13 protein-coding genes are annotated in these 16,277 nt (G+C 64.4%); 6 read left to right on the forward strand and 7 right to left on the reverse strand.

The features are described from left to right. Positions 1–247 precede the first annotated feature (247 nt). Positions 248–1,927, reverse strand: coding sequence for a methyl-accepting chemotaxis protein (locus tag FNL56_RS14985; RefSeq protein WP_143573624.1), 1,680 nt, complete (start codon positions 1,925–1,927; stop codon positions 248–250). Positions 1,928–2,352: 425 nt separating this feature from the next. Between FNL56_RS14985 and aspS the strand changes: the two genes are divergently transcribed. Together aspS and FNL56_RS14995 are read left to right on the forward strand one after the other, a co-directional pair. Beyond that, positions 2,353–4,125, forward strand: a complete 1,773-nt coding sequence (aspS, locus tag FNL56_RS14990; RefSeq protein WP_143577954.1) for an aspartate--tRNA ligase — start codon at positions 2,353–2,355, stop codon at positions 4,123–4,125. Positions 4,126–4,178: 53 nt separating this feature from the next. Then, positions 4,179–6,485: an NADP-dependent malic enzyme gene (locus tag FNL56_RS14995; RefSeq protein WP_143573628.1), complete on the forward strand. Its 2,307-nt coding sequence runs from the start codon at positions 4,179–4,181 to the stop codon at positions 6,483–6,485. Positions 6,486–6,585: 100 nt separating this feature from the next. Here the strand turns inward: FNL56_RS14995 and FNL56_RS15000 are convergent, their stop codons facing one another. Continuing rightward, positions 6,586–9,561, reverse strand: coding sequence for an autotransporter outer membrane beta-barrel domain-containing protein (locus FNL56_RS15000; RefSeq protein WP_143582117.1), 2,976 nt, complete (start codon positions 9,559–9,561; stop codon positions 6,586–6,588). A gap of 282 nt (positions 9,562–9,843) precedes the next feature. Between FNL56_RS15000 and FNL56_RS15005 the strand changes: the two genes are divergently transcribed. Then, the gene (locus tag FNL56_RS15005) at positions 9,844–10,293 is read left to right on the forward strand and encodes a DoxX family protein (RefSeq protein WP_143573632.1); all 450 of its coding nucleotides are present in this window, start codon (positions 9,844–9,846) and stop codon (positions 10,291–10,293) included. Between the two features lie 5 nt (positions 10,294–10,298). Here FNL56_RS15005 and FNL56_RS15010 read toward each other — a convergent pair whose 3' ends face one another. The 4 genes from FNL56_RS15010 to FNL56_RS15025 form a co-directional block, all read right to left on the reverse strand. Then, positions 10,299–10,856, reverse strand: a complete 558-nt coding sequence (locus FNL56_RS15010; protein ID WP_143573634.1) for a dihydrofolate reductase — start codon at positions 10,854–10,856, stop codon at positions 10,299–10,301. Between the two features lie 10 nt (positions 10,857–10,866). Then, positions 10,867–11,802, reverse strand: coding sequence for a polysaccharide deacetylase family protein (locus tag FNL56_RS15015; protein ID WP_143573636.1), 936 nt, complete (start codon positions 11,800–11,802; stop codon positions 10,867–10,869). Positions 11,803–11,900: 98 nt separating this feature from the next. Then, positions 11,901–12,470, reverse strand: coding sequence for a glutathione peroxidase (locus FNL56_RS15020; protein ID WP_143573638.1), 570 nt, complete (start codon positions 12,468–12,470; stop codon positions 11,901–11,903). 123 nt (positions 12,471–12,593) lie between these two features. Beyond that, positions 12,594–14,135: a L,D-transpeptidase gene (locus FNL56_RS15025; protein ID WP_143582548.1), complete on the reverse strand. Its 1,542-nt coding sequence runs from the start codon at positions 14,133–14,135 to the stop codon at positions 12,594–12,596. 279 nt (positions 14,136–14,414) lie between these two features. Between FNL56_RS15025 and FNL56_RS15030 the strand changes: the two genes are divergently transcribed. Further along, positions 14,415–14,924 (forward strand): CreA family protein, encoded by a 510-nt coding sequence (locus tag FNL56_RS15030; RefSeq protein WP_143578590.1) that lies wholly within the window; start codon positions 14,415–14,417, stop codon positions 14,922–14,924. Positions 14,925–14,938: 14 nt separating this feature from the next. On the opposite strand, the gene FNL56_RS15035 is transcribed toward FNL56_RS15030, so the two are convergent. After that, complete coding sequence (locus tag FNL56_RS15035) at positions 14,939–15,190, reverse strand: hypothetical protein (RefSeq protein ID WP_143573640.1); 252 nt, start codon at positions 15,188–15,190, stop codon at positions 14,939–14,941. A gap of 452 nt (positions 15,191–15,642) precedes the next feature. Here FNL56_RS15035 and FNL56_RS27715 point away from each other — a divergent pair, with 452 nt between their 5' ends. Together FNL56_RS27715 and FNL56_RS15040 are read left to right on the forward strand one after the other, a co-directional pair. Further along, positions 15,643–15,801 carry a hypothetical protein gene (locus FNL56_RS27715; RefSeq protein WP_168202941.1) on the forward strand — a complete coding sequence of 53 codons (159 nt, stop codon included), beginning with the start codon at positions 15,643–15,645 and terminating at the stop codon, positions 15,799–15,801. Between the two features lie 29 nt (positions 15,802–15,830). After that, entirely contained in the window at positions 15,831–16,199 is a 369-nt protein-coding gene (locus FNL56_RS15040; RefSeq protein ID WP_143573641.1) for a hypothetical protein, read from the forward strand. The last annotated feature ends 78 nt before the right edge of the window (positions 16,200–16,277 follow it).

A 16,277-nucleotide genomic window follows, 5' to 3' on the forward strand; every position in this document is an offset into this window, starting at 1 on the left:
CCTTTCTATCGTACAAAAGCCGCCATCGCGGATGGCTCAACTATAGTATAATCGGCGCAGGATGTTTCGCGTGGATTGGCTAAGGAAATAAGTGAGACCCAATGCTCCCTGGCGCTTGCGGGGCGGAATCGGCGAGGGGCTCTTCCATCCACAACGCTGCAGGCGAAGCGTGCCAGGTGCCTCGCCCCTCACCCGCGCGCAAGGGCGCGCGACCTCTCCCCGCAAAGAGCGGGGAGAGGTTTAAGTATTACGCCGCCCTGACCGTCGCCATGAACTTCTCCACTTCGCTCTTCAACCGCGTGCTCTGCATCGACAGCGACTGGGCGGCGGAGAGCACCTGGCCGGAGGCGGCGCCGGTCTCGGCGCTGCCGCGGTTAACCTCGGTGACCTCATGGGCGACCTGCGAGCTCAATTGCGCGGATTGCTGCACGTTGCGGGCAATCTCCTGCGTGGCGGCGCCCTGTTCCTCGACCGCCGCGGCGATCGCCGAAGAGACTTCGGAGATCATGGTGATGGTCGCGCCGATCTCCTGAATGGTGACCACGGTCTCGGCGCTGGCCGACTGCATGCCGGCGATCTGCGCTCCGATCTCGTCGGTGGCCTTGGCCGTCTGCGACGCCAGAGCCTTCACCTCCGCGGCGACGACGGCAAAGCCGCGGCCGGCTTCGCCGGCGCGCGCTGCCTCGATGGTGGCGTTGAGCGCCAGCAGGTTGGTCTGTTCGGCGACGGCGGTAATCAGTTTCACCACGTCGTCGATGCGGGCAGTCGCCTGCGTCAACCGGGCGATGCTGAGATTGGTCTTTTCGGCCTGCTGCACGGCGGTCGAGGCGATGCGGTTGGATTCGTGGACCTGGCGGCCGATCTCGTTGACGGAGGAGGTGATCTCTTCGGTCGCGGCCGCGACCGACTGGATGTTGTCCGACACGCTGTGCGAGGCGGCTGCCGCCGAGCCCGACAGCGAAATATTGGTGTCGGAGGTTCGCGTCAGGGTCGTCGCCGAGGTCTCCAGCGCCGTGGAAGCCGTGGACAGCGAGTCGACCAGCTCGCCGATCATCGCTTCGAAATCGCGCGTCGCCCGCCCGATGGTTTCGGCGCGCGCGGTCTTCACCCCTTCCGCGACGCCAGTGGCCTCATCGGCCGCGCGCTTGGCGATCAAAGCATCCTTGAAAATCTGCAGCGCGCGCGCGATGCGGCCGATTTCGGTATCGGCGTCCTGCAGCGGTATATGCGCCGACAATTCGCCGGAGGTCAGCTCGCCCATCGGCTTCAGGATCGAGCCGATACCGCGGCCGATATCGCGCGTCAGATAGATGGCGGCTCCCAGCCCCAGCACGAAGGCGGCGCCGAGCAGGGCGATCATCGTCCAGATGGCGCTTGAATAGGTGGCGTCCGCCATCTTGCCGGCCGTCTCGGCGCCGCCGTCGTTCAGCACGACCAGTTTCGCCAGCGTCGCGTCCATTGCGCGTCCGACCGGGACGACCTTCTTGGCGTTGATGTCCTTGGCCGCCGCGAAATCACCCTTGGTCGCGAGATCCCGCACCTGAACCGAACCCTCGATGAACTCTTTCCATTGCGCGTCGAGCGTGTTGGCGAGTTCGCGTTCCGCCGGCGCCGTTACCAGTGGCGCGAACGCCTTGGCGGCCTTTTCGAAGTCCGCCTTGCGCGCCGAGAGGTTCTTGTCGACGTCCGGCCGGTCGGCATCGGCGACGATCAGATGGTCACGCAGCACGGCGCGGTAGCGGGCGGACTGCACGCGCATCTCGCCGATCCAGCGCACGCTCGGCAGCCATCGCGTCTGGATGTCCTGCGTCGCGGCATTGATCGCGCCCATTTGCACAAAGGCAAGGCTGCCGATCATGGCGATGACAAGAACGAGAAAGGCAACAATGGCAAACAGCTTGGCGCTGATCGAATATCTTTCGAGCACAGAAACATTCCCTATGGTTGGCCGCGCCCGCCATAATGACGAGAAAGGCGCAGAGTGAGCTCAAGTTCTGGCTGAATCGCCTGCTTCAAAACGTGCAGGGTTCCTGCGGTACAATGGGTTGTGTTGGTCAAGGAAGGGTAAAATTACCCGTAAGTAGCTTGCTAAGTCTTTGTTTTGGTGTCGAGATACCACATTCGGGTTGCAGGCTCGCGCAACGCAACAAGATTTTAGTCGCCATATTTCATGGACTTGCCGCACTGCTCGCGCGCCGATTTTGCATTGCGGGGCAGGGCGGGTCCGTGCCGTTCGGGATGGCTGGGTGGAGCATCCGGTTGGTTGCCGCGCCGGGTCCGGTCGGGTAAACCCTGCGCTTCGCGGCCCCGGTCGCGACCGATTCCGCCCTCTGACGCCCTTCCAGGATTAACATGCATCGCTACCGGTCTCACACCTGCGGCGCGCTCCGCGACAGCCATATCGACCAGACCGTCCGCGTCTCTGGCTGGTGCCACCGTATTCGCGACCATGGCGGCGTGTTGTTCATCGACTTGCGTGACCATTACGGGCTGACGCAGTGCGTTGCCGATCCGGCCTCGCCGGCGTTCAAGGATGCCGAACTGCTGCGCTCGGAATGGGTGGTGAAGATCGACGGAAAGGTGCGCCGCCGTCCCGAGGGCACCGAGAACACCGATCTGCCGACCGGTGCTGTGGAAATCTACATTTCGTCGATCGAAGTGCTGGGCGCGTCGCTGGAATTGCCGCTGCCGGTGTTCGGCGACCAGGACTATCCGGAAGACATCCGGCTGAAGTACCGCTTCCTCGATTTGCGCCGCGAGAAGCTGCACCAGAACATCATGACCCGCGGCGCGATCATCGACTCGATGCGCAAGCGGATGAAGGAGCAGGGCTTCTTCGAATTCCAGACGCCGATCCTGACGGCCTCGTCGCCGGAAGGCGCGCGCGACTTCCTGGTGCCCAGCCGCATTCATCCCGGAAAATTCTACGCGCTGCCGCAGGCGCCGCAGCAGTACAAGCAATTGCTGATGATGTCGGGCTTCGACCGCTACTTCCAGATCGCGCCGTGCTTCCGCGACGAAGATCCGCGCGCCGACCGTCTGCCCGGCGAATTCTACCAGCTCGATCTGGAGATGAGCTTCGTCGAGCAGGAAGACGTGTTCGCCGCGGTGCAGCCGGTGATCACCGGCGTGTTCGAGGAATTCGCCAAGGGCAAGCCTGTCAACTCTGACTGGCCGAAGATTCCCTACGCGGAATCGCTCCGCAAATACGGCTCGGACAAGCCGGACCTGCGCAACCCGATCGAGATGCAGAACGTCTCGGAACACTTCCGCGGTTCGGGCTTCAAGGTGTTCGCGCGGATGCTCGAAACCGAAACCAACCAGGTCTGGGCAATCCCCGGACCGACCGGCGGCAGCCGCGCGTTCTGCGACCGCATGAACTCGTGGGCGCAGGGCGAGGGCCAGCCCGGCCTCGGCTACATCATGTGGCGTGAGGGCAATGAGGGAGCGGGTCCGCTCGCCAACAACATCGGCCCGGAGCGTACCGAGGCGATCCGCGTGGCACTCGGCATGAAGGCCGGCGATGCCGCGTTCTTCGTCGCCGGCGATCCCACTAAATTCTACAAGTTTGCGGGCCTTGCCCGTACCCGTCTGGGCGAGGAGTTGAACCTGATCGACAAGGAGCGCTTTGCGCTGGCCTGGATCGTCGACTTCCCGATGTACGAATATGACGAGGACGAGAAGAAGATCGAGTTCTCGCACAACCCGTTCTCGATGCCGCAGGGCGGCCTCGATGCCTTGCTGACCAAGGACCCGTTGACCATCAACGCGTTCCAGTACGACATCACCTGCAACGGCTTCGAGATCGCCTCCGGCGGCATCCGCAACCACAAGCCCGACGCGATGGTGAAGGCGTTCGAAATCGCCGGCTATGGCGAGCACACCGTCATCGAGCGCTTCGGCGGCATGTACCGCGCCTTCCAGTACGGCGCGCCGCCGCATGGCGGCATGGCGGCCGGCGTCGATCGCATTGTCATGCTGCTGTGCGGCACCAGCAATCTGCGCGAGATCTCGCTGTTCCCGATGAACCAGCGTGCTGAAGACCTGCTGATGGGTGCGCCTTCCGAGGCGTCCCCCAAGCAGTTGCGCGAAGCGCACATCCGGCTCAATCTGCCGGAAGCGTGATCTGATCCACGACCTTCAACTACACAATCGATATCGGTTGCGCGGGAGCGTTCATGTCATCCTCTTCTGAAGATCTCGCCAAGGCGGCGCTGGCCTATCATCGTCTGCCGCGTCCCGGCAAACTCGAGATCCAGGCGACCAAGCCGCTCGCCAACCAGCGCGACCTGGCGCTGGCCTATTCGCCGGGCGTGGCGGCACCCTGTCTCGCGATTGCCGCCGATCCCAATGAGGCGGCGACGCTGACGTCGCGGGCCAATCTGGTCGCGGTGGTGTCGAACGGCACCGCGGTGCTCGGCCTCGGCAATATCGGCCCGCTGGCGTCCAAGCCGGTGATGGAAGGCAAGGCGGTGCTGTTCAAGAAGTTCGCCGGCATCGACGTGTTCGACATCGAGATCGCCGCCGACACCATCGAGCGCGTGGTCGAGACCGTGGCGGCGCTGGAGCCGACCTTCGGCGGCATCAACCTTGAAGACATCAAGGGGCCGGAGTGTTTCGAGATCGAGACGCAGCTCAAGGCGCGCATGAAGATCCCGGTCTTCCACGACGACCAGCACGGCACCGCAATCATCGTCAGCGCCGCGATCACCAACGCGCTGCTGCTCAACGGCAAGAACCTCAAGGACTGCAAGATCGTCTGCTCCGGCGCGGGTGCAGCGGCGATCGCCTGCCTCAATCTCCTGGTGCATCTCGGCGCGCAACTCAAGAACATCTGGGTCTGCGACATCGACGGTGTCGTGCATGAAGGTCGCAACACGCTGATGGATCGCTGGAAGGCGGTATATGCTCAGAAAACCGATGCGCGCACGCTGGGCGACGTGATCCCCGGCGCCGATATTTTCCTCGGCGTGTCCGCGCCGAACGTGCTGAAGCCGGAAATGGTCAAGGCGATGGCGGACAAGCCGCTGGTGATGGCGCTGGCCAACCCCAATCCCGAGATCATGCCGGAGGAGGCCCGCAAGGCCCGGCCGGACGCGATGATCTGCACGGGACGTTCGGACTTCCCGAACCAGGTCAACAACGTGCTGTGCTTCCCCTTCATCTTCCGCGGCGCGCTGGATTGCGGCGCCACCGCGATCAACGAGGCGATGAAGATCGCCGCGGTGGACGCCATCGCCCAGCTCGCGCGCGAACCGCCTTCGGATGCGGTGGCGCAGGGGTTCGATGGCGAGACACAGGGCTTCGGTCCGGGCTCGCTGATCCCGAGCCCGTTCGACCCCCGCCTGATCCTGCGTATCGCGCCGGCCGTCGCGCGTGCGGCGATGGAGTCCGGCGTGGCGTCGCGGCCGATCGAGAATTTCGACGAGTACCTCGCCGGCCTCGAGCGCTTCGCGTTCCGTTCCGGCCTGGTGATGAAGCCGGTGTTCGCCAAGGCGAAGACCCAGCCGGTGCGCGTGATCTACGCCGAAGGCGAGGACGAGCGCGTGCTGCGCGCCACGCAGGTGGTGCTGGAGGAGAAGCTGGGCCGGCCGATCCTGGTCGGCCGTCCGAGCGTGGTCGAGGCCCGCATCAAGCGTCTGGGACTGGCGATCCGCGCCGGCACCGATTTCGACCTCGTCAATCCCGAGGACGATCCGCGCTACCGCTCATTCGTGCAGTCCTATATCGACGTCGCCGGACGCCATGGCGTGACGCCCGATGCGGCGCGCACGGTGGTGCGTACGAATGCGACGGTGATCGCAGCGCTGTCGGTGGTGCGCGGCGAGGCGGACGCGATGATCTGCGGTGTGGAGGGCCGCTACATGAGCCATCTGCGCCACGTCCGCGAGATCATCGGTTTCCTGCCGGGGGTCTCCGACTTTGCGGCCTTGGCGCTGATGATCACCAGCAAGGGCGCGTATTTCATCGCGGACACCCAGGTGCGTCCGAACCCGAGCGCGGAAGAGCTTGCGGAAGTCGCCGCCATGGCGGCGGTCCATGTTCAGCGTTTCGCGATGAAGCCGAAGATCGCCTTCGTCTCGCATTCCGATTTCGGCAGCTACGACACCGACTCGTCGCGCAAGATGCGCCGGGCCGCGGCGTTGCTGCGCGAAAGGCATCCGGAGATCGAGTCGGACGGCGAAATGCAGGGCGACACCGCGCTGTCGGAAGCCGCGCGAAAAATGATCCTGCCGCATTCGAAGCTGGACGGCGTCGCCAATGTGATGATCATGCCGAACCTCGACACCGCCAACGTCGCCTATCAGATGATCAAGGTGCTGGGCGACGCTCTGCCGGTCGGCCCGATCCTGGTAGGCGCGGCGCGACCGGCGCATATCCTGACGCCATCGGTGACCGCGCGCGGCATCCTCAACATGACCGCCATCGCCGTCGTCGAAGCCCAGGAACGCGCCAACCGGCCGCAGGTCAGCCTGTTCGGGTAATCAAAAAAGCCACCCGCTTTCGCGGATGGCTTTTTCGTCTTCTCCGTTGGGCACAGAGTCGGCATTGGCCGACTTTGTGCCGAATGCGTTTTGGGCGATCTCAGAACGAATGCTTCAACCGGCCGGTGAACTGGTGCGCCAGCGAGTCGTCACTGCCGATCACGGCGTCGTAGCCGAGCGACACCATGGTCAGGGCGCCGAGCCGGCCCGATACGCCGGCGCCGATCACGCCGCGATCGCGCAGACCGCTTCCGGTGGCGGTGACGAAGCTGCCGGGCAGGGTGACATCCGCAAAGCTCGCATTGATGCCGCGCACGCTGTCGCCGAATTCGTGCAGCCAGGCTAGGCGAAACTCCGGCGTCAGCACGCCGCCATTGATACGATAGTCATAGGCAAAGCGGGCACCCAGGCTGGAGCGCAGCGACTCCGAACTGTCGGAGGCGACGTTCAGCGCCGTGACGCTGCCGGCCTCGGTGAAGCCATCGGTCGACACCCGCGTATATTGCAGTCCGAGTTCAGGCGTCACCATCCAGTCGCTGACGCGCAGGTCGCGGCCGACCGTGCCGCGCACCGTGTAATGCGTGCCGTCGTTCCTCGAGGTGTTGAGCGTGCCCAGCGCCGCGCGGACGTTGTCGTAGTCGCTCCAGCCATACAGGCCGACCACATTGGCGAACCAGTCCGCCGCCTGCCAGCCGGCATAGCCGCCGACCGAGCGCGTCGAGATATTGGTCGTGCTGCCCTGCGTATCGAGTTGACCGCGGGTATAGGCGTAACCGCCGAACACGCCGATCAGCATATTGTCGGTGACGCGCCAGTCGGCGCCCGCCGCCACGTTGGCGGTCGTGGCGCGGGTCGCCGGCGCATCGCTGCGGGCGCCTTCACGGGCGAAGCTCAGGCTGGAGGTGACGAACACGCCGCGATCGGCCTGCACGGCGACCGGACGCATTGCCGGTGTCTTGTTGATCGGCGCATAGGCGAGTGCGTCATAGGCGCCGCGCTGGGTGTTGAGCCAGTTAGACTCGTTGAGCGCCGTGGCCTGCTTCTCGGGCATGCCGGTGATTGCGCCGAGCGTGCGGTCGAGATCGCCGCCATGGCGGTCGAACGTGCCACTGTCGAACATCGCCAGCGCCTGGCCGGCGCCGGCGAGGTCGTCGCTCAAGCCGCCGAACCGGCCCTGCGTCAGCCGCTGGCCGACCAGGGCCGCGGTCTGCGACGCACTGTCGAGCGTAAACCGGCCGAGACCCTGATAGGCGGAAGGCGACAATTGCGCCAGCGCCGCGCCGACGTCGGCCGCACTGCCGACGGAATCGATCAGCGTCATCGCCGCGCTGCTGGTGGTCACCGTAACGGGTAGATTGTCGAACACGGTGGCGACGCCGAGGCCCGCGGCTGTGGCATAGGACGAGAACGAACGCGAATTGCCGGTGATGATCTCGAACGAGGTGTAGAGCGTGCCGCCGATATTGACGGTCTGCCCGGCCAGCAGCGCCGCCCGCTTGGCGTCGCCGAGGCCGACCTTGTTGTAGTTCAACGTGTCGGTGCCGGCGCCGCCATCGACCAGGCCGACGATGCGCGAGCCGGCCAGGATGTTGACGGTGTCGTTGCCGCCTTCCATGTTCACGGCGCGGCCGTTGTTGCCGATGATGGTGCCGGAGTTGGTCAGCACGTCGGCGCCTTCGCCCATCTGGATCGCCGAGCCGTCGCCGCGGATGAAACGCGCCGAGCCGGTGCCGGTATAGACGACGCCGTTCAGCGTGCCGACCGAATTGGTGTCGACGGCGCCGCTGCCCAGCAAAACCACGGCATTGGGATCGGGGATCGCGCCGTTGCCGATGATGGTGCCGCGGTTGATGATGATGTCGTTGTCGGCGCCGGTGCCGATCTTGTTCTCGAGCCGGATCGCGAATCCGTTCTGGCCGATGATGGTGCCGCCTTCATTGTTGGTGATGGTGGTCGCTGCAACGCCGCTGCGTGATCGATCGACGTTAGAATCGTTGTTGACGACGATGCCGTACGAGGCGCCACTGATCATGCCGAAATTGGTGATCGTACCGCCGCCGATCGAGATGCCCTCGGAGTTGTTGGCGCGGTTGCCGCTATCGAATCCACCGGCGCCGGTGCCCTCGATGACGCCGTAGTTAGTGATCGTCGCGGCGAGGTCAATATCGACGCCGTCGCCGTCGCCATTGATCTGAGCCGTGCCGCTGGCATCGAAGATGTTGCCGACGCCGGCATAGGCGCCGGTGATGCGGCCGTAATTAGTGACGGTGCCGGTGCCGTCGGAGCCCACGCCGGAGCCGTTGCGACCCAGGATCGTGCCGCCGGCCTCGTTGGTCACGATGATATTGGTATCGGCCGTGATGCCGTGGCGCGCGCCGGAGATCAAGCCGCCTGCACGGTTGTTAATGACTGCGCCGGTGTTGCCGCCGGCATCGATACCGTCGGCGGAGCCGCTCGACGTGTTGGTGCCGAAGCTGCGGATGATGCCGTAATTCTCGACCACGGTGGTCTGGCCGGTGCGGATCGCGTCGTCGGTCAGGGCTTCGATGATTCCGGCGGCGCGGTTGATGATGGTCATGCTGGCCGCGCCGGTCATGCCGCGCACGTCGATGGCCTGGCCGAGCCCGCTGAAGCCGGTGCCGCCGGCCTGGATCAGCCCGGCATTGTCGATCACGATGGTGCCCGAGGTCATCGCCAGGTTGAACCGGAACACGTCGTTCTGCGTCGATCGGACGATGGCGCCGACATTGTTAAGGAAGGTGAAGGTGCGGTTGGCGACCGCGCCGGTGGCATCGATGACGCGGCCCGAACCCGTATTCTCGATGGTCCCGAAATTGCTGACGATCACGCCCGTGGAGGCGCCGTTCCAGCCGATCGTCGCGGTGCCGCTGGTCGAGCGCAGGGTGCCGCCGCTGGCGACCGTCCCGGCGTCGGTCCCGGCGACGGTCTTGGTGGTCGTATCGGTCGTACCCGATGTCACCGTGAAGGACGCGGCCTCCACCGCCCATGGCGCCATCAGCGCCGCCGCACCCATCACCATCGCAAACCGGCTCGCGCCGTTACGCCACTTCGACATCACAAGTCCCCAACCCAAACGATGAGCCCTGCTTAGGTTTGGGAAATGACGACGGGATGACGTGGACGCCGTTTTGCTAACCCGCAATGAGCATCGAAAAAAATGTCCGGGAAGTGATGCTAGTTCGCCACGCAGGCAGAGCGTATCGGACGACGTGAGAGCGGGCCCGTCGCGTTGCAACCGCCGGCGAGGACTACATATGACCGTTTGAAAACCGCGACGGGAACGATCATAATCGACCGGTACTGTCATTCGCGTTCATTGTCGTTCAACGAGGTTTGTATGCCAGCGTTTATTACGTTCGGACGTATTCTGTTTGCCGTCCTGTTCATTGCCTCCGGAACCATGAAATTTCTAAATCTCGGCGGCACCGCCGAGATGATCGGCGGCAAGGTCATCTTTCCGGAGCTCGCCGCGCCCTATGTCACTCAATTGCAGGGGCTGACCGGAATGGCGAGCAACCAGATGCTGGCGATCGCCGCCGCCAGCCTCGAACTACTCGGTGGCATCCTGATCGCGCTCAATTTCGGTGCGCGTTTCTTCGCCATGGTCATGGTGCTGTTCGTGATGGCCGCGACGTTCTATTTTCACGACTTCTGGACCCAGACCGGACCGGAATCCGCCAATAACATGATCCATGCGCTGAAGAACCTGTCGTTGATCGGCGGGCTGTTCATGATCGCCGGAATCGGCCGCGGGCCCACGATCAATCACGCCTATGACGAAGTGTAGCAGGCTCAGCCGGCGCGCCGCCAGGCGGTGACGCGCACGTCATGGCTGTCGTCGAGCATCCGCACTTCGCTGGCCTCGAGACCGTGGCTGGCCAGGATCTGTTGCGGCGTTTGCGCGGGCACGCCGGGGAAGCAACCGTGGCCGTCCGGCACGCGCACGCGTGGCGCCTGCGACAGCCAGAATACGTCGTAGCGGTCGAGAAACATGCCGTACACCGCAGGTCCACCGATCACCGCGACGGTTCCGGCGTGGATACCGGCGACGGCGCAGGCTTCCTCGAACGTGGCGCCAGCGGGATTCCACAGCGTCGCTTTGTCATTGTCGGGGTCGGGCGCGACGCCGTCGATTCCGCGGCTGAGCACGATGCGGGTGCGCCGCGGCGAGTTCGGCTGGTCCTCGAAGGATTGCCGGCCGTGCACGATCAGGTCGGCGCGGTCGAGGCCGGCGCTGAAGAAGGCCAGATCGCCGGGAAATTTCAGGGCATCCGGCATCACGCCGGCGGCGTCAGCCAGCATGCCTTCGGCGGAGACGATAACATAGCCGTTGAAACGAAAAGGAGACATGGGGACGCGACTATTCCGAAACCGTTTGCACGACGCTGCTGACCGGACGGGTAGAGACGGTCGGCAGCTTGGCATCCTTGACGATCGACTCGTCATAAGCGGCGATGGTCTGCACCGGCGCCTTGGCTTTCATCTGTACCACCCTGTAGCCGCCGGCCTTTAGCCGGCGCAGCAGCGTCGGCAACGCCTCGGCGGTGTGCTTCTGGAAGTCGTGCATCAAGATGATGCCCTTGCCGAGCTTGTCGAGCTTGGTCATCACGTTGCTTACCACCTGTTCGGACTTGCGCGTCTTGAAATCGAATGAGTCGATGTCGCAGGAGAAGATCGCCATGTTGCGCGAGCCGAGATAGGTGACGATCTCCGGCGGATGCTGCAGCGCGGGCGCCCGGAAGAACGGCGCCGGCGCGCTGCCCAGCGCCCATTTCACGGCGGAGAAACCCTTCTCGATTTCATCCTTGCGCTGCTGTTCGGTGAGCTTCTTGCTGGTCAACGCGATATGCGCCCAGGTGTGGCCGCCGATGGTATGGCCGGCGCTGGCGACCTGTTTCAGAACCTCGGGATAATAGGTCGCGTGCTTGCCGATCGGAAAGAAGATGCCTTTGGTACATTCGTCGGCCAGTGCCTTCAGCACCAGCGGCGTGGTGGTCTGCCACGGACCGTCGTCGAAGGTCAGCACGACTTCCTTGTCGCGCAGGAAGTCGAGTTGCTTGAAGTGCTCGAAGCCGAAACCCGGACCGCCGGTGGTATCGATCTCAACGACGCGGCCGATGCCGAGCGCATCCGGATTGGCGCAGGCCGGCTTGACGGGCGCGGCTACAGCAGCCGGCGCGGGTGTGGTGGAAGCGGGGGCTGCGGCCGGCGTCGCGGCTTTTGGCGCCTGGGCACAGGCGCCGACGGCATAGAACGAAACCGCGCTTGCCAAGATCAAAGCTGTTGTATGGCGCATTGCATCCCCCGGACCCACCGTCGACCAAGCATAGCGTGACTTCGGCGGACAACGCCATGGTGAAGGGCCTTATCCCCAATTGCCACGTCGCCGGCGCTTCACGCCATGGCCAGGGCGCGGGCCACCGCGGTCTTGATGCGCGTATCGGTCGGCTGCAGCGTATCCGCGAATGAATCGGCCAGATAGCCGTCGCGCCCGACCAGGTACTTGTGGAAATTCCAGCGCGGCAGGTCGCGCGGGCGAGCCTCGGCCGCCCATTTATAGAACGGATGCGCGCCGGGGCCTTTCACCACGGTCCTGGCGGTCATCGGGAAACTCACCTTGAACTGGCCGTGCGCGACCGCCGCGATTTCGGTTTCGCCTCCCGGCTCCTGGTTGCCGAAATCGTTCGACGGTACACCGATCATCATCAGACCGCGGTCGCGAAACTCGGTCCACAATTGCTGCAGCCCGGCATATTGCGGGGTGTTGCCGCATAGCGAGGCGGTATTGACCACCATGAACGGGCGGCCCGCAAATTCGGCGAGCCGGATCTCGCCGCCATGCAGCCCGGGAAACGAAAAGCCATAGGCGGTGACGCGGCTCACACCTTGCGCCAGCACGGGGGAGGCGGATGCGCCGCAGGCCATTGCGGCCAGCGCGCCCAGTATCTGCCTGCGGTCCATCATCGTTACCTCGTCAAAGCGGATCAGCCGCGGTCAAGACTGGCGCGAGGCGCGGCGCTCGCGCCCGACACCACGTTATGCCGGGACTTCTCGTACGCAATGTACGGACGAAGGGGCAATCGGGTTTTAGCGAAATGGCACGACGAATTCGGTGCCTTGTCCGGTCTCGCCGCCGGCGGCAATGCCGAGATCGGAGACGATGATCGAACCGCCCGTGGCCAGCGATTCCGCGATCTGCGCCATCGCCTCGGCCGGGATCGTCAGACGGTCCAGCGCCTCGGCGGGGCCATCGGGCACCGGCGCTGAATTCATCTCGACCGCGCCGGTCGAGCGGCGGCGACGGCTGCTGCTGTCGTCCTGGTCATTCCGGGCGGCAACGCGCGCCGCCGGCATCGAGACCACCGACCACTGGATCGACTTCGTGTCAGCCTTGTCGATGCGCGCGGTGAAGACATGGGTACCGAGCGGACGGTCGCTGGCGCCGATCGTGACGGGGACCTCGAACAACGGCGCATAGTTCTGCCGGACGTACATCTTGCCGTCCTTGCGGCTGATCAGCACCGCGATCTGGCCGCTGCGCTTCGGCGCCGTCTCGGCCACCGGGGCGGCAACCGGGCTCCTGGCAGCATCATCCTTGGCAGCATCGTCCTTCGGAGCTTCCGGGCTGGTCGCCGCGGCGGCCGGGACGATGCCCATGTCGAGGGGCTGGACGTCGGGCCGGGTCGGCCGGGCCTCGTCCGCCCGGACCTCGGCCATCGCCAGATCGACCGTCCGCGCCGCGTCGGCATCGACGTCGCGGCGGGTGACGAGAAGCCGGTCGTTCGGCCGCATGGTTGCAGCATCGGACTGGGTGAGCGCGCCGGTCTGCGGCATGATCGCGCCGCTGGCATCGGCAGTCTGGCTCTGTTCGCGTTCGCGCCGGGCGTCGAATACCGTGCGGGTATGGTTCAGATCGACGGCGGGCTTCAGTTCGAGGCTGGCCGAGGACATCGCCGGACGGGGGTCCGTCGCGGGCAACTCGGCCTTCACCGTAGGCCCATTCGCGGCAGCCATCGGCACAGGCGCGCTCGCCGGGTCGGGCTTGCGGCTGGCCAGCAGCGGATGGGAAATGGGGGCAGGCGAGATTTCGCCCGGGGTAATCACGACGCGGGCGCCCATCCTTGTCCAGCCCCACATCCGGGTGGCGAAGGCCATCGGCATGCGAATGCAGCCATGCGACGCCGGATAGCCCGGCAGCATGCCGGCATGCATCGCGATGCCCGACCAAGTGATGCGCTGCATGTAGGGCATCGGCGCCCCGCTGTAGATGTTCGACTTGTGATACTTGTTCTTCTGGATCACGCTGAACGCGCCCATCGGCGTCGCGTGACCCTTCATGCCCGTCGAAACCGGGCTTTCCGCGAACAGGCCATTGGCGTCATAGATCTTGAGCCGTTGCTGATCGACCGAGATGGCAACCACCAGCGGTCCGACTGGCTTGGCGCTTTCGCTGACCTGCTTTTCCGGCCGGGCTGCCGGACGCCTGATGATTTTCTTCGGGCGCGGCGGCTCCTGCAGCAGCGGCTCCGGCGACATCCGCATCGGGTCTTCGTCCGACCAGAGTACGGCGGCATGGCCGGGCACGGCCCAGGCTGTGCCAGCGATCGCGATCATCGCTGCCGTCATCATCCGGCGGGGCGCGCGGAACTTGGTCGTTAAATCCTGAAATGCGCCCACGCCAAATTCCTCGTTAACCGGTAAATACGTCAGTCTCGCAGACGGAGTTTTGGGTTCACCAGCGCGAGTCGGCTAGAGGTGATCCGGTACAATCGTAACAAAAAAGCCTCACATTGGATTAACAGCGCGGCGTTTCGGCTTCCTAATCACAAGGGAATGCCTAAATGGGGATCAACGCTCACGGAGACTTGCATGACTATCGACGGTTCCCGCGCCCCGGCCCGGTTCTTGATGGTCGGTATGGCCGCGTTGCTCGGCTTCGCCGCGCTATTGTCCACACCGTCCTTGGCCGCGGACGAGCCGGACCTGATCTTCCGGCGCTCCACCGTGTTCAAATGGCTTAGTCCGAACGACAAATTGGCGACCTACGGCGTCGACGATCCCGAGGTCGAGGGCGTTGCCTGCCACTTCACGGTGCCGGAGCGCGGCGGCTTCAAGGGCTGGCTGGGGCTTGCGGAGGAGGTGTCCGACATTTCGCTGGCCTGCCGGCAGATCGGCCCGATCAAGTTCAAGGGCAAGATGGAGCAGGGCGACGATATGTTCCGGCAGCGTCGCTCGATGTTCTTCAAGAAAATGCAGATCGTGCGCGGCTGCGATCCGAAGCGAAATGTGCTGGTCTATATGGTTTATACCGACCGCATCATCGAGGGATCTCCGAAGAACTCGACGTCCTCGGTTCCGATCATGCCATGGGGCCAGGCCGGCAACGCCATCGCGAAATGCGGCGACTTCGTTCAGTAGCCATGGCGGGCGGTCTATTCGGCCGCTTGGTCCAGCGAGCGTTTTAGGCGGATCCGGGCGACAGCTTCCGCCTGGGCGAGGGCCAGTGCCTGCGGGCTGCGATAACCGACCAGTTGCACCATGTTCTGCGGATAGCATTCGTTGCCGTGGGCACCGAAGCCCTGCTGCGACATGGCGCCCAGGCACTTGGCGGGCGGACGAATTTTCGGGGGCCGGGGAGTTTCGGTCGCGGCAGCGGTAGCCTCGTTGCTCCGCATATTGCTCATTCCCACGGCATCAATCCTTTTGCTGGAGTGGTCTGGTAACGCGCCGTTGCCTGAAATGGTTGCACACGTGGCACTCTGTCGCTTTAGACAGTCAATGGTGCAATTTCATTAACGGCATGTGACAACCCGGTTTGACTGTGGAATTCGTGCCGTCTCCATTTCGCTGCATCCTTGATCTTTTGACAATGCGCTGGATCAACTGTGCTGCGCTGCTATCAAACACCGGTTTCACCGGCTTGGCTGTTCTTTTTTTGAGTCCTGGGCGAGCAGATCATTCTCCGGACACCAGGCGTTTCCGGTCTCTGATTCGTGTTTCGTGCAGGGGCGGGCGACGAAACAATTCCCCTCACGGTGAAACCATTTCCCGCTTGCGGCGACGGCACCCGGAAACGGTCGCGGCCTACAGATAGGCCAGCGACGCGGCGTCAAGCCGCTCAACCGGAGACCGCCAGATGCGCAGCCTCAGTTTCATCCTTGCCGTTGGACTGGTCCTGGCCGGCCCCTCGATGGCCGGATCAGCCGACGACCGTCTGCCAGGAAGTGGCGCCTTTGCCTATAACGGGCCGTCGGCGCTCACCGCGCCGGCGATCCACTTTGCCACCAGCCACTGATTGCGCCACGGCCAACTGAAATTAACGAAATGAACATTTTGAACGTCACCGCCGGCCTCGCAGCGTTGCTCGCCATTTCGACGGGGAGCGCGCAGGCGCAGATCTGGTCGTGGAAGAAACTGCCCGACCAGCGCGGCGAGTTCGTCCGGCTGTGCGCGCCGCACATGGTCGGGCGCTGGCAACATCCGGAGGCGGTGTGCGGCTGCCTGCACGATCACGCTCTGGCTGACGTCTTGGACAGCGACCTGCGCGAGGCGCTGTTGCGCGGCATCAGCGAGCGGGGCGTGCCGACGATCGAGCGCGACTGGATTCCGGCCTCGAAGCAATCGATGATCAACGCGACCTTCAGCCAGATCGCGCGCCCGACGCTGCAATGCATGTTCGAGCCGGCGAAGTAGGGGCGCTGGACTGTCTGCCCCCGAGACCAGAGACGCTCTGACACCTCTCCCCAGCGGGGAGAGGTGAAGAGAAGCGGC

Source organism: Tardiphaga sp. vice304, assembly GCF_007018905.1.
Taxonomy (GTDB): Bacteria; Pseudomonadota; Alphaproteobacteria; order Rhizobiales; family Xanthobacteraceae; genus Tardiphaga.